We start from the raw sequence: 20,003 nt of genomic DNA on the forward strand, positions 1-20,003 counted from the left end.
CCGTCGCAGACGCGCCCGCATACCCGCGGCGTTACCCCGGTGGTGCCAGGTGACGACGAGCGGCACCCGGTGCCGCCGGCCCGAGACGGTGAGCGCGGTGAGGGCGAGCAGCCCCGCGCGTACTCCGTGGGCGTGTACGAGGTCGGCGTCCGAACAGAGGCGCCGGAGCGCTGCGACGGCCTCCGGCTCGGCACCTGCCGGCGCGGGCGCGAAGTGCGCCCCGACTCCCGTGAAGCCATAGGTGGCCTCCGCGCTGGGAGGCGCGCACACGGTCACCCTCAGTCCGCGAGCCACGAGCCCCTCCGCGAGCGAGCGCACGTGAGCTCCTGTGCCCGCACTCGCGCCGTCCACCACCTGGACGGCGTGCGGCGGCGCCTGGCCGACGGACGGCGGGGGCGGAGTGGGGGGACGGCTCACAACGGGTCGGACTCCAAAACAGCGGCGGCGGACGGTACGGGCTTGCGGGAACGCGCCACGGCACGGGCGCACATGCCCGTACAGCGGGGCCGGGACCAGCATGCCAGGCGACGGCGGCGGCCGCGCACCACACGTGAGTCACCGGTGCGGCACATCGCGCCCGTACGGTACAGGTATCACTCACTCGGATGACTCGCCGGTCACGGCCGACCGGGCTCAAGCACCCGTGCGAGCGGCCTCCAGCAGTTCCTCCGCGTGCGCACGCGCCAGCTGCGAGTCCTCCTGGCCTGCGAGCATCCGCGACAACTCCCGCACCCTGTCCTCGCCTTCCATCGCCTGGACCCCGCTGTGTGTGACGGATCCGTCATCGGTCTTCTCCACGACGAGGTGCCGGTCGGCGAACGCGGCGACCTGCGGGAGGTGGGTGACGACGACCACCTGTGCGGATTTGGCCAGCCGCGCCAGGCGGCGCCCGACCTCGACGGCCGCCTTGCCTCCGACGCCCGCGTCCACCTCGTCGAAGAGGTAGGTCGGTACGGGGTCGGAGCCCGCGAAGACGACCTCGACGGCGAGCATGACCCGGGAGAGCTCACCCCCGGAGGCGCCCTTGGCGATGGGCCGCGCCTGGGCGCCGGGGTGCGGTGCGAGCAGCAGCTCGACCTCGTCGGTGCCGTGCGGCCCGAAGGCGACGCTGTGCCCGTCCAGTTGGAGCCCCGAGGCCTCGTCGGCCGCGTCGGTGCGCCTGAGGGCGAAGGTGACGCGGGCGTGCGGCATGGCCAGTTCGGACAGCTCCTCGGTGACGGCGTCCGCGAAGCGCTTGGCCGCATCCGTGCGGGCGTCCGTCAACTGCTGTGCCAGCACGGTCAGTTCGGAGAGCAGGGTGTCCCGCTCGGCCGTCAGTTCGCCGATCCGCTCGTCGTCGCCCTCGAGTTCCGCGAGCCGGGCGGCGCTCTCCTCGGACCAGCTGAGGACGGCGGAGATGTCCTCGCCGTACTTGCGCGTCAGCTGGGTCAGTGCCGCCCGCCTCTCCTCGACGGCGGCGAGCCGCAGCGGGTCGGCGTCGAGATTGTCGGCGTAACCGGCCAACTCCCCTGCCACGTCGCCCATCAGGATGGACACCTCGCCCAGCCGGTCGGCGAGCGCGGCGAGCGCCGGGTCGTGCGCCCGTACGGCCTCCAGGGCCCGGTGCGCGGCCGAGACGAGCGCGGAGGCGTCCACGCCCTCCGGGTCGGCGGGGTCGCCTGCGAGCGCGCCGTGTGCGGTGGTGGCGGCCGAAGCGAGAGCTTCTGCATGGCCGAGCCGCTCGGCTTCGGCGGAGAGTTCGGTGTCCTCTCCTGCCTGCGGCTCGGCTGCGGCGATCTCCTCCAGGCCGAAGCGCAGCATGTCCGCTTCCTGCGCGCGTTCACGTGCCAGGGTGGTGATCTCGTCCAGCTCGCGGGTGATGCCGCGCAGCCGCTGATAGGCCGTGGTCCAGGCGCCGAGCGGCGCGGAGACGGCCTCGCCGGCGAAGCGGTCGAGTGCCTGCCGCTGCCTCGCGGGTCTCAACAGCCCCTGCTGGTCGGTCTGTCCGTGCACGGCCACGAGGTCGTCGCTGAGCTCCGCCAGCAGCCCCACGGGCACGGACCGGCCGCCGACATGGGCTCGGGAACGGCCCTCGGCGGAGACGGTGCGGCTGACGAGCAGCTCCCCGTTCTCGATTTCGGCGCCCGCCTCGCCCGCACGGATCGCCGCCGGTGCGTCCGGCGGCACGACTATCCGCCCCTCCACCACCGCGGACTTGGCGCCCACACGTACCAGCGCGGCGTCGGCGCGCCCGCCGAGCAGCAGCCCGAGGCTGGTGACGACCATGGTCTTGCCCGCTCCGGTCTCACCGGTCACCGCGGTGAAGCCGGGGGACAGCTCGACGACGGCGTCTTCGATCACGCCCAGGGACCGGATCCGCATCTCCTCCAACACGGGTACGACCATACGCAGTCCGCGGAGGTACCCCCACCCCTGGTCCGGGTGGCCGCGGCTTCGCAGGAGCGCACAGGCGTACTCGCAAGCGTGTCCGAGGGACGGTTCTGCCGGCTTTTCCGGTCACCGCTCAGTGCGGCGCACCACGCCAACCGGCCACCGGCAGCGCGAACTTGGCGACGAGTCTGTCCGTGAACGAGGCGTGGTGCAGCCGGGCCAGACGTACGGGCACGGAGCCGCGGCGCACCTCCACACGCGCACCGGCGGGGAGTTCCACGCTGCGCCTGCCGTCGCACCACATCACGCCGTGGGGCGTCTGGGGCTGCACCTCGACCGCGAGCACCGAGTCGGGCGCGGTCACCAGCGGCTTCGCGAAGAGCGCGTGCGCGCTGATCGGCACCATCAACAGCGCCTCCACCTCGGGCCACACGACGGGACCGCCGGCCGAGAACGCGTAGGCCGTCGAACCGGTGGGCGTCGCGCACACGACGCCGTCGCCGCCGAATCGGGAGACGGGCCGGTTGTCCACCTCCGTGACGACCTCCAGCATCCGCTCGCGTGACGCCTTCTCCACCGACGCCTCGTTGATGGCCCAGTCGCGGTGCACGACGCGCCCGTCGTTGCGTACGAGCACGTCCAGCGTCATGCGCTCCTCGACCTCGTAACCCCGGGTCACCACCCGGTGGACGACCTTGTCCAGGTCGTCGCGCTCGGCCTCGGCCAGAAAGCCGACCCGTCCGAGGTTGACGCCGAGCATCGGCACACCCGAGGCACGCGCGAACTCCGCTCCGCGCAGCAGCGTTCCGTCGCCGCCCAGCACCACGATCAGCTCGCAGCCCTCGACCGCGTCCGCGGTGGAGGGCACCTTGTGCACCTGCTCGGGCAGCGGCAGATCCGTGGCCTCCTCCTCGAGGACGCGCACGCCGATCTCCTTGCGCAGCAGCCCCTGCACGACGAGTTCGGCGCTTCGTACGGCGGCGGGGCGGCCTGTGTGGGCGAGCAGGAAGACGGTACGGGCGTCACTGGGTGTCGTCATTTCGGGCCTTCCGCCACAGCTTGCTCGACATCGGCCGGGTCGATCTCGGGAGCACCGGCGCGCAGCCACAGAAAGTACTCGACATTGCCGGACGGGCCCGGCAGGGGACTCGCCGTCACACCGAGCGCGCCCAGTCCGAGCGCGGCCGCCTGCCCGGCGACCGTACGGACTGCTCCGGCGCGCAGTTCGGCACTGCGTACGACACCGCCGCTGCCGAGCCGTTCCCTGCCGACCTCGAACTGCGGCTTCACCATGAGGACGAGGTCCGCGTCGGTGGCGGCGCAGCGCACGAGGGCGGGGAGGACGAGGCCGAGAGGGATGAAGGACAGGTCGCCGACGACGATGTCGACCGGCTTGCCGTCGAGGTCGTCGAGCGTCAACTCACGTACGTTCTTACGGTCCTTGACGGTGACGCGGTCGTCGCTTTGCAGCGACCACGCGAGTTGGCCGTAGCCGACGTCGACGGCGACGGCCTCCGCCGCCCCGGCGCGCAGCAGCACATCGGTGAACCCGCCCGTCGACGCCCCCGCGTCCAGGGCGCGGCGCCCCTCGATGCGCAGCCCGCGCGGCACGAACGCCGCGAGCGCACCGGCGAGTTTGTGCCCGCCACGTGAGACGTACTCCGGGTCGGCGTCGTCCGGGCGGACCACGACGGCAGCGCTCGTCTCGACCTGGGTGGCGGACTTCGCGGCGGTGTTCCCGCCGACGGTCACCCGTCCCGCGGCGATGAGTTGACTGGCGTGCTCGCGCGAACGGGCCAGCTTGCGGCGCACCAGCTCCGCGTCGAGTCGGCGTCGGGGCACGGGTCAGCTCCGGGGGTACGGACGTCCCGGCACACCACGGCCGGGGACCGGACCGGGGGCGTGGCCCGGGCCAGGACCGGGGGCGTTCCGGTCGAGGGCGGTCAGCGTGTCACGCAGCCCACGGTGCACGTCCTCGTACACCTCGAGATGGCCGGAGACGGCGAGATGGTCCGCGTCCTCCAGCCGCCTCAACTGTGCGTCGACCGGCTCGTGTCCCGTCGGTTCCACGTGCAGACCGAGCGGCCGCGGCCCGTCGCCGTCCTCCGAGTCGTACTCCTCCGAGTCGTACTCGTCCGGCTCCCCCGTCTTCGGCGCCTCCGCTGCCGGGTCGCCGGCGGCGTCGGCATCAGGCGCGCTCTGTTCTGCAGCGCCCAACGGGCCCGTTTCGCGGGACATACCGGGAGGTGCCGGCTCCTCAGGGCTGAAGGAATCCGGGGCGTCGGGGGCGGGGAACTCCGCGGATCCGGGGAATTCAGCGGGGGCTGCGTCTTCCCCGTACTGCTGTGCCGGCACTCGGCCAGGCATCGGCTCGCTCATACCCCCGACGCTACCGCTTTTGACCTGCGTCCCGGCCCCCGGCCGTATCTGCGGGGCTCATTCCCTCCCGGCCGCTCGCGTCCGCTCACGCGCTGCCGGCACCACCAGGGGCGTGCCCGACTCCGGGTCCTCGATCACACGGCACGGCATGCCGAAGACGTCCTCCACGAGCTGCGCGGTCACGATGTCGCCCGGCGCGCCCTCCGCCACCACGCTTCCCTCGCGCATCGCGATCAGATGTGTGGCGTAGCGCGCCGCGTGGTTGAGGTCGTGCAGCACCGCGACGAGAGTGCGGCCCTGCTCCTCGTGCAGCGAGGCGCACAGGTCCAGCACCTCGATCTGGTGGGCGATGTCGAGGTACGTCGTCGGCTCGTCCAGGAGCAGCAGCGGCGTCTGCTGCGCGAGGGCCATCGCGATCCACACGCGCTGGCGCTGACCACCGGAGAGTTCGTCCACGAAGCGGTCCGCGAGGTCTTCGACGCCCGTCGCGGCCATCGACGCCTGTACGACCTGCTCGTCCTCCTTCGACCACTGCCTCAGCAGTCCCTGGTGCGGGTAGCGGCCGCGGGCCACCAGGTCGGCGACGGTTATGCCGTCCGGCGCGATCGACGACTGCGGCAGCAGCCCGAGCGTCCGGGCCAGCTTCTTCGCCGGCAGGCCGCTGATGTCCGCGCCGTCCAGCATGACCGACCCCGCCGCCGGCTTGAGCATCCGCGACAGCGCGCGCAGCAGCGTCGACTTGCCGCAGGCGTTGGGGCCGACGACCACCGTGAAGGAGTTGTCCGGCACGGCGATGCTCAGGCCCTCGGTGATGGTCCGCTGGTCGTAGGCGAGGGTGAGCTTCTCCCCGGCGAGCCGGTTGGCCCCGGGAGCACCACCGTGCGTGGCCGGTGGCCGAGCCCGCGGGATCTCCGTGCTCTCCGGCTGCGTGGTCTGCTCCTTGGTCTGCTGCGTCGTCACAGTCGTCCTCGCGCTCGTCGTCGCACTCGTGCTCGCGTCAGCACTCGTCCTCGCACCGGTCCTCCCGCCCATGCGGGTCCTCTCGCTCATATGCGTCCCGCCCTGCGCTCTGTCGCCAGGAGCCACACCAGGTAGCCGCCTCCCAGGACGCCCGTGACCACTCCCACCGGCAACTCGTGCCCGCCGAAGGCCCGTTGGGCCGCCAGATCCGCGGCGACCATGAGTGCCGCTCCCATGCACAGGGAGGGCAGCAGGTTGGGGCCGGGCGATTTCGTCAGCCGCCGCGCCAACTGCGGTGCCGTCAGGGCCACGAAGGCCACCGGACCCGCCGCCGCAGCGGCGAGGGAGACCAGCAGCACGGCAGACCCCAGGAGGACGAGGCGCACGTGCTCCACCCGTACTCCGAGTGCGTAAGCGGCGTCGTCACCCATCTCCATCATGCGCAACCCGCGCGCGCACCCCAGCATCACGACGGGCACGAGCACCGCCATCGCGCCCAGCAGTGGCAACACGTCGTCCCAGCCACGGCCGTTGAGGCTGCCGGTCAGCCACAGCACGGCGCGTCCGGCCTCCGTGATCTGCGCCCGTGTGAGCAGGTAGCCGTTGACTCCCGTGAGGATCGCCGCGACACCGATGCCGACCAGCACCAGCCGGTAGCCGTGCACGCCGCGGCGCCAGGCGAGCCCGTACACCAGGAAGCCGGTGAGGATCCCTCCGAGCAGGGCGCCGCCGGCGAGAGCGGTGCTGCCGCCGCCGACGATGACGATGGCGGTCAGCGCTCCGGTCGCGGCGCCGTGCGTGAAGCCGAGGACGTCGGGGCTGCCGAGCGGATTGCGCACCACCGCCTGGAAGATCGCGCCGCCCAGCGCCAGCGCGGCGCCCGAGACGAGGGCGGTCACGGCACGGGGCAGCCGCAGTTCACCCACGATGAAGGCGTCGGCGGGGACGCCCTGGCCGACGAGCGTACGCAGCACGTCCGCGGGCGACATCGGGTACTCGCCGCTTCCTATCGCGAGGACGGCGAGGACGAGAGCCACCAGTACACAAGCCGCGCCCGCGATCAGCGCGCGCGGCCGGAACGCGACGGAGCGGCCGCCCGCGGTTCGTATGACGCTCATGCCTGCGCCACCCTTCGACGCCGCACGAAGTAGAGGAAGAAGGGCCCGCCCAGCACGGCCGTCACGATGCCGACCTGCAGTTCCGCGGGACGCCCGAGCACCCTCCCCAGCACGTCCGCGCCCAGCATCGGCACCGGCGCCAGCAGCGCGCAGTACGGGAGCATCCAGCGCAGGTCGGGCCCCGTCAGGGAACGCACCATGTGCGGCACCATCAGTCCGACGAAGACGATGGGGCCGCAGGCGGCGGTCGCCGCCCCGCACAGGAGCGTCACGGCCACGATGGCCGCGGTACGGGTGACTTCGGGACGGGAGCCCAGCGCACGGGCGGCGTCGTCGCCGAGCGCCAGCGCGTTGAGCGGCCGCGCGAGGGCGAGGGCGATCAGGACACCGGCGATCACGAACGGCAGGGCCTTGAGGTTGGTGTCCTCCTGCGCCCTCGCCAGTGACCCGACCGTCCAGAAGCGCATCCGGTCCAGCGACGCGGTGTCCATCAACTGGACCGCGTTCACGTACGAGATGAGCGCCGCGTTCAGGGCCGTACCGGCGAGCGCGAGCCGGGCGGGGGTCGCGCCGCGACCGCCGCCCACCGCGTAGACGGCCACCGAGACGGCGGCGGCGCCGAGGAAGGCGAAGCTGATGTAGCCCGTGTAGCCGGTCACGCCGAAGAAGGAGATCGCGGAGACGACGGCTGCGGCGGCGCCCGCGTTGATGCCCAACAGGCCTGGATCCGCAAGCGGATTGCGGGTCAGGGCCTGCATCACGCCGCCCGCGAGTCCGAGAGCGGCACCGGCGAAGAGCCCCAGGACGGTGCGCGGCAGCCGCATCTCGTGCACCACCGTGTACGAGGGCGAGCCCGGCTCCGTCAGCCCGCGCATGACCTCGCCGGTCGAGAGCTGCTTGGCCCCGACGGCGAGGCTGAGGACGAGGACGAGGAGCAACAGGCCTGCGGCACCGAGCAGTCCGAGGGTGCGCAGCGCGAAACGGCCTCGGCCCCCGCCTCCGCCCACGGCCTCCGGAGCGGCCCCTCCGGAGGGCCCCGTCCACCCCGTCTCCGGGGGGCGCTGCGGCGGTGCGGGCCGCTGAGCGGCCGAACCCCCTTGTGTCTGGCGGGACTTGATGAGAGTCACGTACCGGCTCCGGTCGGAGGCCCGGGGTGAACGCCCCCGGACCACTGGACAACAACGACTTTGGTTAGGTTAACCTAACTCGACATGCCGGCCCACAGCCGACCCGTACGACATTGAGAAGAGAAGGCTCTGTGATGCCCAACTTGTCCGCGCACCCCAGTCTCTCCCGCCGAGGCCTGCTGGCCGCCGGCGGCGCCGCCGGCCTCGGCACGCTGCTCGCCGCCTGCGGGAGCGAAGGCGGCTCGGGCTCCGGTTCGGGCAAGGGCGGCGCCTGGTCCTTCACCGACGACCGGAAGAAGAAGATCAAGCTCGACGCGTCACCGGAGCGCATCGTCGCCTACGTCGGCACCGCCGCGGCGCTGCACGACTTCGGTGCCGGTGACCGGATCGTCGGCGTCTTCGGTCCGACGAAGAAGAAGAACGGCGAACCGGACGTGCTGGCCGGCGACCTGAACGTGAAGAAGCTCGAGATCATCGGCAACGCCTACGGCGAGTTCGACATCGAGAAGTACGCCAAGGTCCGTCCCGAGCTGCTGGTCACCAACATGTACGTCCAGGATGCTCTTTGGTACGTGCCGGACGAGAGCAAGGCGAAGATCCTCAAGCTGGCGCCGTCCCTGGCCCTCAAGACCGCCGAGACCTCCATGCTGGACAGCATCCAGCGCTTCGCGAAGCTCGCCGAGTCCCTCGGTGCGGACCTGAAGGCGAAGCCGGTCACCGACGCCAAGGCCCGGTTCGAGAAGGCGGCCGAGAGGCTTCGCAAGGCAGCCAAGTCGGGCGGCGGCCTGAAGGTGATGGCGGCCTCGGGCTCGCCGGACCTCCTCTACGTCTCCGACCCCTCCGCCAACGCCGACCTGCGCTACTTCAAGGAGCTCGGCGTCGACATCGTCGTACCGAAGAAGATCAGCAAGCAGGGCTTCTTCGAGGAGCTGAGCTGGGAGAACGCCGACAAGTACAAGGCCGACGTGATCATGCTCGACAACCGTACGCAGGCGCTCCAGCCGAGCGCCCTGAAGTCCAAGCCGACCTGGTCGGACCTGCCCGCGGTCAAGAAGGACCAGGTCACCACCTGGGACGCCGAGCCGCGCTTCTCCTACGCCGGCGCGGCCCCGCTCCTGGAGCAGCTCGCCAAGGCCCTCGAGGACGGCAAGAAGGTCGCCTGAGCCGCACCACCCGGCAAGACCTGACGCGGGCGGACCGTCACGCCGCCCGCGTCAGCCGGGCACCGGCACCTCGCCGGCGCCACACCACTGAACGCACCACCTGCCGCAGCATCCAGGCCGTACCGCCTGCCGGCACGGCCGACCCGGGAGGAGAGCCCGCCATGAGCACCGCAGCCCCCGAAGCCCCCGCCCTGACAGCCCCGTTCGAGTTCTTCGACGTCCACGTCGTACGGACGCGGCGCCTGGGCCCGACGATGCTCCGCATCACCTTCGGCGGCGACGCGTTGAGGGGATTCGCCTCGGGCGGACGTGATCAGCGCTTCAAACTCTTCCTTCCGCACCCCGGCCAGGACGCACCCCTCGTTCCGGTCGACGCAGGCGACGCCTGGTTCACCATGTGGCGGGCCATGGACCCGGACGTTCGCGGCATCATGCGCTCCTACACGGTGCGGGAGCAGCGCCGTCACCCGCGCGAGGAGCTGGACATCGACTTCGCCCTGCACGGCGTCGGCGACCCGGCCGAAGCCGCGACAGCGGGCTTCGTGGCGGCCGGTCCTGCGTCCCGCTGGGCCGCGACCGCGAAGCCCGGCGACCGCGTCACCATCCTGGGCCCCGTCGTCGACGACAACGGCGGTGTCGACTTCAGGCCGCCGGCCGGCACCGACTGGACGCTGATCAGCGGTGACGAGACCGCCCTTCCCGCCATCGCCGGCATCCTCGAGTGGCTGCCGCCGGGCACTCCCGCCAAGGTCTGGATCGAGGTGCCGCACGCCGACGACATCCAGGACCTGCCGACCGTCGCCGACGCCGACATCACCTGGCTCGTCAGGGACAACACCTCGCAGCCGCGCACCGACTTCGTCCTCGGCTCGCTCAGCTCCGCGACGTTCCCGGAAGGCACCCCTTACGCCTGGATCGCGGGCGAGGCCGGGACGGTCAAGGCGCTGCGGCGGCATCTGGTCCGTGAACGCGGATTCGACCGCAAGGCCGTGAAGTTCACCGGTTACTGGCGGCTGGATGCGACCGAGGAGCAGCTCGTGGAGGAGGCTGTCTCCGGCGCCGCGCAGGCCGAGAGCGACTGAGCCGTACGTACGGCAGCGGTTCCGCGGGGCGCTGGAAGAACCTGCGGAACCGCCGTACGGGCCCCTCGAACTCCCCGCGGAGTCAGAGCCCCAGCTGCGCCAGCGCCTTCTCCGAGGCCAGCGTGCACCTGCCGTTCCCTGCCGCCGTCCATGCGGCCCCGCACAACGCCCGCAGCCCGTCGACGGCTTCGCTCTCCCCCTCCAGCACGACTTCGGAGGTGCCCGCCCGGGCGCTCCAGCCGCCGCAGCCGAAGCCCGAGTCGGAGGTCACGGTCAACTCCGGCTGCTGCTGCGCCAGTCCGCGCAGGTCCCGCGCCACGTAGGTCGGCCGGTGCTCGGGCGGCGCCGCCAGCAACTGCGCGCCGTCCGTCACCCCGGTGAGCACGAGCAGCGAGTCGACCCCGCCCGCGTGCGCACCCTCGATGTCGGTGTCCAGGCGGTCGCCGATGACCAACGGCCGCTGCGCGCCCGTACGCAGGATCGACTCCCGGTGCATGGGCGGCTGCGGCTTCCCGGCGACCTGCGGCTCCGGAGGCTCGCGCATCCACCGTGTCGCCGCCCGTACGACCTCCACGGCCGCTCCGTTGCCGGGCATGATGCCCCGGTCGCCGGGAACGGTCAGGTCCGCGTTCGAGGCGTACCACGCCACGCCGCGGCCCACCGCGATCCCTGCCTCGCCGATGCGCCCCCACGTCAACTCCGGGCCGCCGTAGCCCTGCACGACGGCTGCCGGGTCGTCGTCGGCCGAGTCCACGACCGTCAGCCCCTGCTCGCGCAGCGCCTCCCTGAGCCCGTCGCCGCCGATCGCCAGCACGCGCGCACCCCCCGGGTGCTGCTCGGCGATCAGCCGTGCCACTGCCTGCGCGGAGGTGATGACGTCGCTCACCTCGGCGGGAACGCCGAGACGGCACAGGTGCTCGGCCACCGCGGCAGGGGTACGCGAGGCGTTGTTGGTCACATACGCCGGCCGCATGCCCGCCTCACGCGCGCCCTCGAGTGAGCGGACCGCGTGGGGCACGGCGTCACCTGCGACGTACACCACGCCGTCCAGGTCCAGGAGTGCCGTGTCGTACGCCTCCCGCAGCGGCCGCCGGCTGCCCGACGGGCGCGTACGCGTGGTGCCCTGCATGCTCTCTCGCTCTCCTTGCGACGTCCCTCTGCTCACCCGATCATCCCCCGCGACGCAGCGACGGCTGTCCCGGCCCCCGCGCGCACCGGCATAGCATGCAGGGATGACCGATGACGGCCTCCGACTCTCCCCCTTCCACGGGCTGCGATACGCGCCCGGGAAGGTCAGCAGCCTCGCCGCGGTGACCTCGCCGCCGTACGACGTCGTCGTACGGCCCGACGAGCTGCACCACTTGGAGACCGCCGACCCGTACAACATCGTCCGGCTGATCCTGCCGCAGGCCGACGACCAGGCAGCCCGGCAGGGCAAGGCCGCCGAGACGCTGCACCGCTGGCGCGAGGACGGCGTTCTGGCGCTCGACCCGGAACCGTCTCTCTACGTCTACGAGCAGCGTCGCGGCGAGATCCTGCAACGCGGGCTCATCGGCGCCCTGCGCCTCTCACCGCCCGAGGACGGCGTGGTGCTGCCGCACGAGGGAGTCATAGCCGAGGTCGTCGAGGACCGGGCGGCCCTGATGCGCGGCACGGGCGCCAACTTGGAGCCGCTGCTGCTCTCCTACCGCGGTGACGGGACGGTGACCGGCGCCACCGCCGTCATCGAAGGGGCCACGCACCGTGCGCCGTTGCTGTCCACCACCACCGAGGACGGCTTCTCGCACCGTCTGTGGGCGATCACCGATCCTGCCGAACTCGCCCGGATCGACGAGGACTTGTCCCACCGGCACGCTCTCATCGCGGACGGGCACCACCGCTGGGCCACGTATCTGCGCCTGCGCGACGAGCACCTCGCGGCCGCATCCTCCGGCGACGGCACGCCTGCCGGGCACTCGCCCTGGAACCACGGTCTCGTCCTGCTCGTCGACACCGCCCGCTATCCGCTGCGCGTGCAGGCCATCCACCGCGTGCTGCCCCGGCTCCCGCTCAAGCGCGCCCTGCACGCCGTGGAAGCTCAGGACGCCTTCCGCGTCACCGCGCTCGAACTCCCGCTCCCCAAAGCGCTCGACGCGCTGGGCGCGGCCTCGGACAACGCCTTCCTGCTCACCGACGGCGGCCCCGTGGCCCATCTGCTCGACCGCCCGTCCCCGCGCCTGCTGGAGCGGGCCCTCGACGCGAGCCGTCCCGAATCCTGGCGGCGGCTGGACGCCAGCGTGCTGCACTCCGTGCTGCTGGACGAGGTATGGCGCATCCCCGACCGTCCGGATGAGATCAACTACATCCACGACGCCTCGGCCGCGGCGGGCAAGGCGGCCCAACTCGGAGGCACCGCCGTGCTGATGCGTCCGCTGCGGGAGGAGTCCGTACGCGAACTGGCGGAGCAGGGCGTGATGATGCCCCGCAAGTCCACGTCCTTCGGCCCGAAGCCCGCGACCGGGCTGGTGCTGCGCGTCCTCGACGACGAAGTGCGCTGATTCACAAGGCCTTCGGACCTGCACTGACGGGCCTCACCTGGAACCTTCACGTCCACCACCCACCCCACCCTCACATCAGGGCCGCATAGTTAGGGTAGCCTTACCTCACCGCACTGCCCGTGCGTGCAGAGGATGTCCGTGCCAGGGAGGACAGTTCATGAGCAGCAGGTCACACCTGCTCAACGACAGGACGGCGGAGCACTACCGGCGCTCCCTCACTGCCGGAGTCGAGCGAGTGGCGAAGAAGATCGCCCAAGCCGACCGGCCGTTCACCGGAGTCACCCCGTCCCAACTCGCCCCCGCTGTCTCCGACGTCGACCTGGAGGAGCCGCTGAGCGACCCGGCCGCCGCCCTCGACGAGTTGGAGAAGGTCTATCTCCGTGACGCGGTGTACTTCCACCACCCGCGTTACCTCGCGCACCTCAACTGCCCGGTCGTCATCCCGGCGGTCCTCGGCGAAGCCGTGATCTCCGCCGTCAACTCCTCGCTGGACACCTGGGACCAGAGCGCCGGCGGCACGCTCATCGAGCGCCGCCTCATCAAGTGGACCGCCGACCGCATCGGCCTCGGCCGCGCCTCGGACGGCATCTTCACCAGCGGCGGTACGCAGTCCAACCTGCAGGCGCTCCTCCTCGCCCGCGACGAGGCGTGCCGGCTGGTGGAGAAGAACTCCGCCACCCCGCTGCGCAAGCCGGAGATCCTGCCGCGGCTGCGCATCCTCACCTCCGAGTGCAGCCACTTCAGTGTCGAGAAGGCGGCCACCCTGCTCGGCCTCGGCTCCGAGGCCGTCATCTCCGTGCCCTGCGACCAGGACCGGAAGATGCGCACCTCCGCCCTCACCGCCGAGCTCGAGCGGTGCGAGCGTGAGGACCTGGTCGTCATGGCCGTCGTGGCCACCGCCGGCACGACGGACTTCGGCAGCATCGATCCGCTGCCCGAGATCGCCGACCTGTGCGAGCAGGCGGGGACGTGGATGCACGTGGACGCCGCGTACGGCTGCGGCCTTCTGGTCTCCCGGCGCCGCCATCTGCTGACAGGCATCGAACGTGCCGACTCGGTGACCGTGGACTACCACAAGTCCTTCTTCCAGCCCGTCAGTTCGAGCGCCCTCCTGGTACGGGACGAGGCGGCCCTGCGCCACGTCACCTACCACGCCGACTACCTCAACCCGGCGCGGATGGCCGAGAAGCGCATCCCCAACCAGGTCGACAAGTCCATCCAGACCACGCGGCGCTTCGACGCGCTCAAGCTGTGGATGACGCTGCGCATCATGGGTGCCGACGGCGTCGGTGAACTCTTCGACGAGGTGGTGGACCGCGCGGCCGACGCGTGGCGCCTGCTCAGTGACGACCCCCGCTTCGAGGTCGTCACGAAGCCGCAGCTGAGCACTCTCGTCTTCCGCTACCTGCCGCCCTCCCCCGCCGGGCAGTCCCTGACCGACGAGGTCAACCTGCATGCGCGGGAAGCCCTGTTCGCCTCCGGCGAGGCCGTCGTGGCCTCCACGGTGGTCGACGGCCGGCACTACCTCAAGTTCACCCTGCTCAACCCGGAGACCTCGCTCAGCGACATCGCCACCGTCCTCGACCTCATCGCCGAGCACTCGGGGCGTTTTCTGTCCGAGCGCCACGGGATGCCGGGGAGGGCGAACTCCTCGGCTGCGGCGTCCGCGGGACTGGACGGCCACGAACCGCTCCGCTCCCGCGCCAGCTGACCGCCCGCCACGCCCCCGGAACCCCGGAGACTCACTGACGTGTCCACACAAGACACCACCACCGTCCACGACTTCATAGCCATCGGGCTGGGCCCCTTCAACCTGGGCCTCGCCTGCCTGACCGAGCCGATCGACGAACTCGACGGCCTGTTCCTGGACGACAAGCCGGAGTTCGACTGGCACTCGGGAATGCTGCTCGAGGACAGCACCCTCCAGACCCCGTTCATGTCCGACCTGGTGACGCTGGCCGACCCCACGTCCCCCTTCTCCTTCCTCAACTACCTGAAGGAGATAGGCCGTCTGTACTCGTTCTACATTCGCGAGAGCTTCTATCCGCTGCGCGCCGAGTACAACGACTACTGCCGCTGGGCTGCCGCGAAACTGCAGTCGGTGCGCTTCAGCCACCGGGTCACGCGCGTCGAGTTCGACGAGAGCGAGCAGGTCTACCGCGTACACGCCGACGACCGTGCCGGCGGCACGCAGCGCACGTACCGCGGGCGGAAGCTCGTCCTCGGCACGGGCACCCCGCCTCACATCCCGGAGCCGTGCCGCGACCTCGGCGGCGACCTGATCCACAACTCGCGCTACCTGGACAGCAAGCCGGAGCTCCAGAAGAAGAAGTCCGTCGCCGTCGTCGGCAGCGGCCAGAGCGCGGCGGAGATCTACTACGACCTGCTGCAGGACATCGACAGCCACGACTACGAGCTGACGTGGGTCACGCGCTCCCCGCGCTTCTTCCCGCTCGAATACACCAAGCTGACCCTGGAGATGACCTCTCCGGAGTACGTGGACTACTTCTACGACCTGCCGGCCGAGACCCGCGACCGGCTCAACGCCTCGCAGAAGAACCTCTACAAGGGCATCAACACCGAGCTCATCGACGGCATCTTCGACCTGCTCTACCAGAAGAGCCGCCTCGGCCCCTGCCCCACGCGGCTGATGACCAACACCGCGCTCACAGGCGCCTCTTACGACGCCGGCTCCGGCGCGTACACCCTCGACCTGCGGCAGGAGGAGCAGAAGCAGGACTTCTCCCTCACCACCGAAGGCCTCATCCTCGCCACGGGCTACCGCTACAGCACGCCCGCCTTCCTCGCCCCCGTCACGGACCGCATCGAGTGGGACGAGCAGGGCCGCTTCGCCGTCCGGCGCAACTACCGCGTCGACAACGCGTCCACTGCCGGCGAGGAGATCTACGTCCAGAACGCCGAGTTGCACACCCACGGCTTCGTCACGCCCGACCTCGGGATGGCGGCCTACCGCAACTCGTGCATCATCCGCGAGCTGCTGGGCCGCGAGTACTACCCGGTCGAACGCTCCATCGCATTCCAGAACTTCGCAGCGCCCACCACGGGGACGGAGGCATCGACCGCATGAGCAACTCCCGTACGGATCACCAGGACATCGTGCACACCCGCACCGACGCGCAACTGGGCGAGTTCGCTCTGCGTCCGGTCGACCCGGTGGGCGACATCGAGCTGCTGCACGGCTGGGTCACCCACCCGAAGTCGGCGTTCTATCTGCTGCAGGAAGCCGAACTCCCCGACGTGGAACGGGAGTTCATGAGCATCGCCGCATCCGAGCACCACGACGCCTTCATCGGACTCCACAAGGGCGAGCCGCGCTTCCTCATGGAGCGTTACGACCCCGCCCACGTCGAGCTGAAGGGCATCCACGACGCCGAACCCGGCGACGTCGGCATGCACTTCCTCTGCTCCCCCACCGACACCCCGGTGCACGGCTTCACCCTCGCCGTCATCACCACGGTGATGGACATGCTCTTCGCCGACCCGCACACGCGCCGGGTCGTGGTCGAACCCGACGTGCGCAACACGGCCGTGCACGCACTCAACGAAGCCGTCGGCTTCCGCATCGAACGCACCATCGCGAAACCGGAGAAGGACGCCTTCCTGAGCATGTGCACCCGGGACCAGTTCCTCGCAAGCCCCGCCGTCCGCGACGCTCGAGAAGGGTCGACGAGCCGATGACCGCCCCCGCCGCTCCCACACCCCGCGACGCCGTAGCCCACCTCACCCCCGAGCTGTGGGAGCAAGCCAACCGGCTGCTGATACGCAAGGCGCTGGCCGAGTTCACCCACGAACGCCTCTTCGTACCCGCCCCGTTGCCGGGAGGCGACGGTGAACCCGCCGGACGCTTCGCGGTGACCAGCGACGACGGGGGGACCGAATACCGCTTCGCAGCAAGGAAGTTGTCCCTCGACCACTGGCAGGTCGACGCCGAGAGCATCACCCGCCACCGGGACGGCGGCCGACTCCCCCTCGACGCGCTCGCGTTCATCACCGAGTTCCGCGGCTCCCTCGGCATCGGGGAGCAGATCCTTCCCGTCTACCTGGAGGAGATCAGCTCCACTCTCGCCAGCACGGCGTTCAAGCTGTCCGGTCCGTCCATCAGCGCCGACCGCCTCGCCCGCTCCGACTTCCAGGAGATCGAAGCGGGAATGACCGAGGGCCACCCCTGCTTCGTGGCGAACAACGGCCGGCTCGGCTTCGACATCGCCGAGTACCGTGCGTACGCCCCCGAAGCCGGCGCACCCGTACGGCTGATCTGGCTCGCTGCCCACCGCGGCTGCGCCACCTTCACCACCTCCGCGGACCTCAGCTACGACAAGCTGCTGCTCTCCGAGCTGTCGGCACCGACCCTGAGGCGCTTCTCGTCCGTCATGTCGGAGCAGGACCTCGACATGGACGAGTACTTCCTCATCCCCGTGCACCCGTGGCAGTGGTGGAACAAGCTGTCGGTGACCTTCGCCGCCGAAGTCGCCCAGCGCAACCTCGTCTGTCTCGGCCACGGCGACGACGAGCACCTCGCCCAGCAGTCGATCCGCACCTTCTTCAACGCCTCGCACCCGGGCAAGCACTACGTGAAGACGGCCCTGTCCGTCCTCAACATGGGCTTCCTGCGCGGTCTTTCGGCCGAGTACATGAAGGCGACGCCCGCCATCAACGACTGGCTCGCCGGACTGATCGCCGAGGACGAGGTGCTTCGCGACTCGGGGCTCTCGATACTGCGCGAGTGCGCGGCCGTCGGCTACCACGCGGCCCCGTACGAGGCCGCCGCCCCCAAGGGCTCCCCGTACCTGAAGATGCTCGCCGCCCTGTGGCGCGAGAGCCCCGTCCCGCGGCTCGCACCCGGGGAGCGGCTCGCCACCATGGCCTCGCTCCTGCACGTCGACCGCGAGGGAGGCTCCTTCGCGACCTCACTGATCGAACGTTCGGGCCTCGACGCGGCGACCTGGCTGCGCCGCTACCTGGACACGTATCTCACGCCGCTGCTGCACTGCTTCTACGAGTACGAGCTCGTCTTCATGCCGCACGGTGAGAACGTCATCCTCGTACTGGACGAGGACGGCGTGCCCAAGCGGTCGATCTTCAAGGACATCGCCGAAGAGATCGCCGTCATGAACCCGGACACGCCTCTCCCGGCAGAGGTCGAACGCATCCGGGCGGAGGTGCCGGAGGAGATGAAGATCCTCTCCCTCTTCACCGACGTCTTCGACTGCTTCCTGCGCTTCCTCAACGGCACTCTCGCCGACCGCGGAACGCTGGACGAGGACACCTTCTGGTCCACGGTCGCCGACTGCGTCCGCGACTACCAGAAGTCCGCGCCCCACCTGGCCGACCGCTTCAAGCGGTACGACCTCTTCGCGGACTCCTTCCCGCTCTCGTGCCTCAACCGCCTCCAGCTGCGCAACAACCAGCAGATGGTGGATCTCCAGGACCCGGCGGGGGCACTCCAGTTGATCGGCGAGCTCGACAATCCGCTCGCGCGCTTCACCCCGTAGAAAACGACGAAGGGGGGCGGGCACCCGGCCGGGTGCCCGCCCCCCTTCATTCAGCTCAACTGCTCACGGGGAGCCCTCGACACCGGTCTCCCGGTCGGCTGCCTCCTCGTGGCCTTCCGCCTCGTCGTCCTCCGCATCCGGGTCCAGGGCGTCGACGAACTCGACTCCGTCCAGCTCGGCCAGCCTGTCGGAGGCGTCCGTGGCTCCGCTCGCGTCGGCCTCCAGCGCCTTCGCGAACCACTCGCGCGCCTCTTCCTCACGCCCGCCGACCTCCAGCAGCGCATCGGCGTAGGCATAGCGGAGACGAGCGGTCCACGGCTGCTGGGAGTTGGAAGCCAACTCGGGGCTCTGCAAGGTCACCACCGCGGCCTCTGCCTGCCCCATGTCGCGCCTCGCGCCGGCCGCGACAAGCCTCATCTCGACCTGCCCCGCCTTGTCCAGCTTCTGCACCTCGGGTTCTCCGGCCATCGCCAGCGCCTTCTCCGGCCGCCCCATCCCGCGCTCGCAGTCGGCCATGACCGGCCACAGGTGCTGCAACCCGGTCATCCGGCGGGCCGCGCGGAACTCCGCCAGGGCCTCCGCGTACTTCTCCACCGCGTACGCCGCGAACCCGGCGGCCTCACGCACCGACGGCACACGGGACGCCAGCCTCAACGCCACCTTGGCGTAGGCGTAGGCAGCCTCGGGGTCCTCGTCCAACGAACGGGCCACCATGACCAGGTTCTTCGCCACATCCTCGGCGAGAGTCTTCGGGAGGCTCATCAGCTCCTGCCGGACGTCCTTGTCCAGCTCGGCGCCGGTGACCTCCTCGTCGATCGGCAGTCGCTTCAGCGGCTCCCGGTCCTGCCTGCGGTCGTCGCGACGGTCATCACGTCCCGGACGCCTCGGCCCGCTCCGGTCGTCGTCCCGCCGTCCGCGGTAGCCACCGCGATCCCGGTCGTCCCGGCCCCGACCGCCACTCTGCCCGTACGGACGCCTACCGCCGGCACCGCCTCGATCGTCGTCCCGGGAGCCACGAAAGCCACCGCGATCGCGGTCGTCCCCACGGGGCCCACGGGGCCGCTCATCCCGACCGCCACCACGCTCATCGTCGCGACGAGGACCACGAGGCCGCTCATCCCGACCGCCCCTCTGGCTGCCCCCGCGCTCGTCATCCCGACGGGGAGCACGAGCGCGATCGTCCCCACGAGGCCCGCGCGGACGGTCGTCCCGCCGACCCTCCCAACGCCCCTCGGAGCGCCGGTCGTCAGACCGTCGGCCATCACTGCGCCGGTCGTCAGTGCGCCGGTCGTCAGTGCGCCGGTCGTCGGTTCCTCGACCCCCCCGGTCATCGCTCCGCCGGGGACCGCTGCCAGCACGCGGACGGTCGCGGTCCCGGTCACCACCGTGCGGAGAACGACCCCTGTCAGGAGCGCCTCCGCTCCGGCCCCGGTCATTCCGCTCGTCCCGACGGCCGTCCCTGCGGTCATCATCGCGCCGATTACCGTCACGTCCACGCCCTGCGCCGGCTCCGCCGCGCGCATCGCGTCCCTCACCCCGAGGCCGGTCGTCTCCCTGACGCGGGGCTGACTGACGAGGACGACGCTCAGGTCGATCGTCCGGCGAATCAGTGGACATGGCTGTAACTCCTGTCTGCGAATGCGGCATGTAATTCTCCCGCGCCCGCACTTACGGCGCTCAATACGAAAAAGAGCCCGTGGCCCACAGCGTATGCACGCTGTGGGCCACGGGCCCATTAACAATAGTTCGGCGGT

Annotated in this window: 17 protein-coding genes and 1 pseudogene; 7 read left to right on the plus strand and 11 right to left on the minus strand. The window is 70.8% G+C overall.

What is annotated here, in order from left to right:
- From H5J26_RS31515 to H5J26_RS15395, 8 genes are all read right to left on the minus strand, one after another.
- A partial coding sequence (locus H5J26_RS31515) for a glycosyltransferase (protein WP_309237926.1) occupies nt 1–417 on the minus strand: 417 nt, incomplete at its 3' end.
- 216 nt (nt 418–633) lie between these two features.
- Entirely contained in the window at nt 634–2,385 is a 1,752-nt protein-coding gene (gene recN, locus H5J26_RS15365) for a DNA repair protein RecN (RefSeq protein WP_181766416.1), read from the minus strand.
- Nucleotides 2,386–2,503: 118 nt separating this feature from the next.
- Complete coding sequence (locus tag H5J26_RS15370) at nt 2,504–3,409, minus strand: NAD kinase (protein WP_181766417.1); 906 nt, start codon at nt 3,407–3,409, stop codon at nt 2,504–2,506.
- Nucleotides 3,406–4,212: a TlyA family RNA methyltransferase gene (locus H5J26_RS15375; protein ID WP_181766418.1), complete on the minus strand. Its 807-nt coding sequence runs from the start codon at nt 4,210–4,212 to the stop codon at nt 3,406–3,408. The genes H5J26_RS15370 and H5J26_RS15375 overlap by 4 nt, the downstream gene beginning before the upstream one ends.
- A gap of 3 nt (nt 4,213–4,215) precedes the next feature.
- Nucleotides 4,216–4,608: a hypothetical protein gene (locus H5J26_RS15380; protein ID WP_181766430.1), complete on the minus strand. Its 393-nt coding sequence runs from the start codon at nt 4,606–4,608 to the stop codon at nt 4,216–4,218.
- 198 nt (nt 4,609–4,806) lie between these two features.
- The gene (locus H5J26_RS15385) at nt 4,807–5,709 is read right to left on the minus strand and encodes an ABC transporter ATP-binding protein (protein WP_419183803.1); all 903 of its coding nucleotides are present in this window, start codon (nt 5,707–5,709) and stop codon (nt 4,807–4,809) included.
- A gap of 86 nt (nt 5,710–5,795) precedes the next feature.
- Nucleotides 5,796–6,827, minus strand: a complete 1,032-nt coding sequence (locus H5J26_RS15390) for a FecCD family ABC transporter permease (protein WP_181766419.1) — start codon at nt 6,825–6,827, stop codon at nt 5,796–5,798.
- Nucleotides 6,824–7,834, minus strand: coding sequence for a FecCD family ABC transporter permease (locus tag H5J26_RS15395; protein WP_419183804.1), 1,011 nt, complete (start codon nt 7,832–7,834; stop codon nt 6,824–6,826). The genes H5J26_RS15390 and H5J26_RS15395 overlap by 4 nt, the downstream gene beginning before the upstream one ends.
- A 254-nt stretch (nt 7,835–8,088) precedes the next feature.
- Between H5J26_RS15395 and H5J26_RS15400 the strand changes: the two genes are divergently transcribed.
- Nucleotides 8,089–9,117 carry an ABC transporter substrate-binding protein gene (locus H5J26_RS15400; protein WP_181766421.1) on the plus strand — a complete coding sequence of 343 codons (1,029 nt, stop codon included), beginning with the start codon at nt 8,089–8,091 and terminating at the stop codon, nt 9,115–9,117.
- Between the two features lie 161 nt (nt 9,118–9,278).
- Nucleotides 9,279–10,199, plus strand: coding sequence for a siderophore-interacting protein (locus H5J26_RS15405; RefSeq protein ID WP_181766422.1), 921 nt, complete (start codon nt 9,279–9,281; stop codon nt 10,197–10,199).
- Nucleotides 10,200–10,281: 82 nt separating this feature from the next.
- Here H5J26_RS15405 and H5J26_RS15410 read toward each other — a convergent pair whose 3' ends face one another.
- Entirely contained in the window at nt 10,282–11,328 is a 1,047-nt protein-coding gene (locus H5J26_RS15410) for an HAD hydrolase-like protein (RefSeq protein ID WP_181766423.1), read from the minus strand.
- A gap of 103 nt (nt 11,329–11,431) precedes the next feature.
- Between H5J26_RS15410 and H5J26_RS15415 the strand changes: the two genes are divergently transcribed.
- The 5 genes from H5J26_RS15415 to H5J26_RS15435 all read left to right on the plus strand — a co-directional run bounded on the left by H5J26_RS15415 (nt 11,432) and on the right by H5J26_RS15435 (nt 18,249).
- Entirely contained in the window at nt 11,432–12,736 is a 1,305-nt protein-coding gene (locus tag H5J26_RS15415) for a DUF1015 family protein (protein WP_181766424.1), read from the plus strand.
- A 157-nt stretch (nt 12,737–12,893) separates the two neighbouring features.
- Nucleotides 12,894–14,447 (plus strand): pyridoxal phosphate-dependent decarboxylase family protein, encoded by a 1,554-nt coding sequence (locus H5J26_RS15420; protein WP_181766425.1) that lies wholly within the window; start codon nt 12,894–12,896, stop codon nt 14,445–14,447.
- Between the two features lie 39 nt (nt 14,448–14,486).
- Entirely contained in the window at nt 14,487–15,824 is a 1,338-nt protein-coding gene (locus H5J26_RS15425; protein ID WP_181766426.1) for a lysine N(6)-hydroxylase/L-ornithine N(5)-oxygenase family protein, read from the plus strand.
- A complete protein-coding gene (locus tag H5J26_RS15430) occupies nt 15,821–16,435 on the plus strand; it encodes a GNAT family N-acetyltransferase (RefSeq protein WP_181766427.1) in 615 nt (204 codons plus the stop codon). The genes H5J26_RS15425 and H5J26_RS15430 overlap by 4 nt, the downstream gene beginning before the upstream one ends.
- Nucleotides 16,432–18,249 carry an IucA/IucC family protein gene (locus tag H5J26_RS15435; protein ID WP_181766428.1) on the plus strand — a complete coding sequence of 606 codons (1,818 nt, stop codon included), beginning with the start codon at nt 16,432–16,434 and terminating at the stop codon, nt 18,247–18,249. The genes H5J26_RS15430 and H5J26_RS15435 overlap by 4 nt, the downstream gene beginning before the upstream one ends.
- A 63-nt stretch (nt 18,250–18,312) precedes the next feature.
- Here H5J26_RS15435 and H5J26_RS31020 read toward each other — a convergent pair whose 3' ends face one another.
- The gene (locus tag H5J26_RS31020) at nt 18,313–19,071 is read right to left on the minus strand and encodes a hypothetical protein (protein ID WP_210771372.1); all 759 of its coding nucleotides are present in this window, start codon (nt 19,069–19,071) and stop codon (nt 18,313–18,315) included.
- Between the two features lie 5 nt (nt 19,072–19,076).
- Nucleotides 19,077–20,003: pseudogene (locus H5J26_RS31025) on the minus strand (hypothetical protein); the annotation flags it as partial.

The organism is Streptomyces albidus (ex Kaewkla and Franco 2022) (genome assembly GCF_013870515.1).
Taxonomy (GTDB): Bacteria; Actinomycetota; Actinomycetes; order Streptomycetales; family Streptomycetaceae; genus Streptomyces; species Streptomyces albidus.

Coding starts and splice junctions, on each gene's coding strand:
- recN (WP_181766416.1), bottom strand. CDS start 2,385: ATGGTCGTACCCGTGTTGGAGGAGATGCGGATCCGGTCCCTGGGCGTG.
- H5J26_RS15370 (WP_181766417.1), bottom strand. CDS start 3,409: ATGACGACACCCAGTGACGCCCGTACCGTCTTCCTGCTCGCCCACACA.
- H5J26_RS15380 (WP_181766430.1), bottom strand. CDS start 4,608: ATGTCCCGCGAAACGGGCCCGTTGGGCGCTGCAGAACAGAGCGCGCCT.
- H5J26_RS15390 (WP_181766419.1), bottom strand. CDS start 6,827: ATGAGCGTCATACGAACCGCGGGCGGCCGCTCCGTCGCGTTCCGGCCG.
- H5J26_RS15400 (WP_181766421.1), top strand. CDS start 8,089: ATGCCCAACTTGTCCGCGCACCCCAGTCTCTCCCGCCGAGGCCTGCTG.
- H5J26_RS15405 (WP_181766422.1), top strand. CDS start 9,279: ATGAGCACCGCAGCCCCCGAAGCCCCCGCCCTGACAGCCCCGTTCGAG.
- H5J26_RS15410 (WP_181766423.1), bottom strand. CDS start 11,328: ATGCAGGGCACCACGCGTACGCGCCCGTCGGGCAGCCGGCGGCCGCTG.
- H5J26_RS15415 (WP_181766424.1), top strand. CDS start 11,432: ATGACCGATGACGGCCTCCGACTCTCCCCCTTCCACGGGCTGCGATAC.
- H5J26_RS15420 (WP_181766425.1), top strand. CDS start 12,894: ATGAGCAGCAGGTCACACCTGCTCAACGACAGGACGGCGGAGCACTAC.
- H5J26_RS15430 (WP_181766427.1), top strand. CDS start 15,821: ATGAGCAACTCCCGTACGGATCACCAGGACATCGTGCACACCCGCACC.
- H5J26_RS15435 (WP_181766428.1), top strand. CDS start 16,432: ATGACCGCCCCCGCCGCTCCCACACCCCGCGACGCCGTAGCCCACCTC.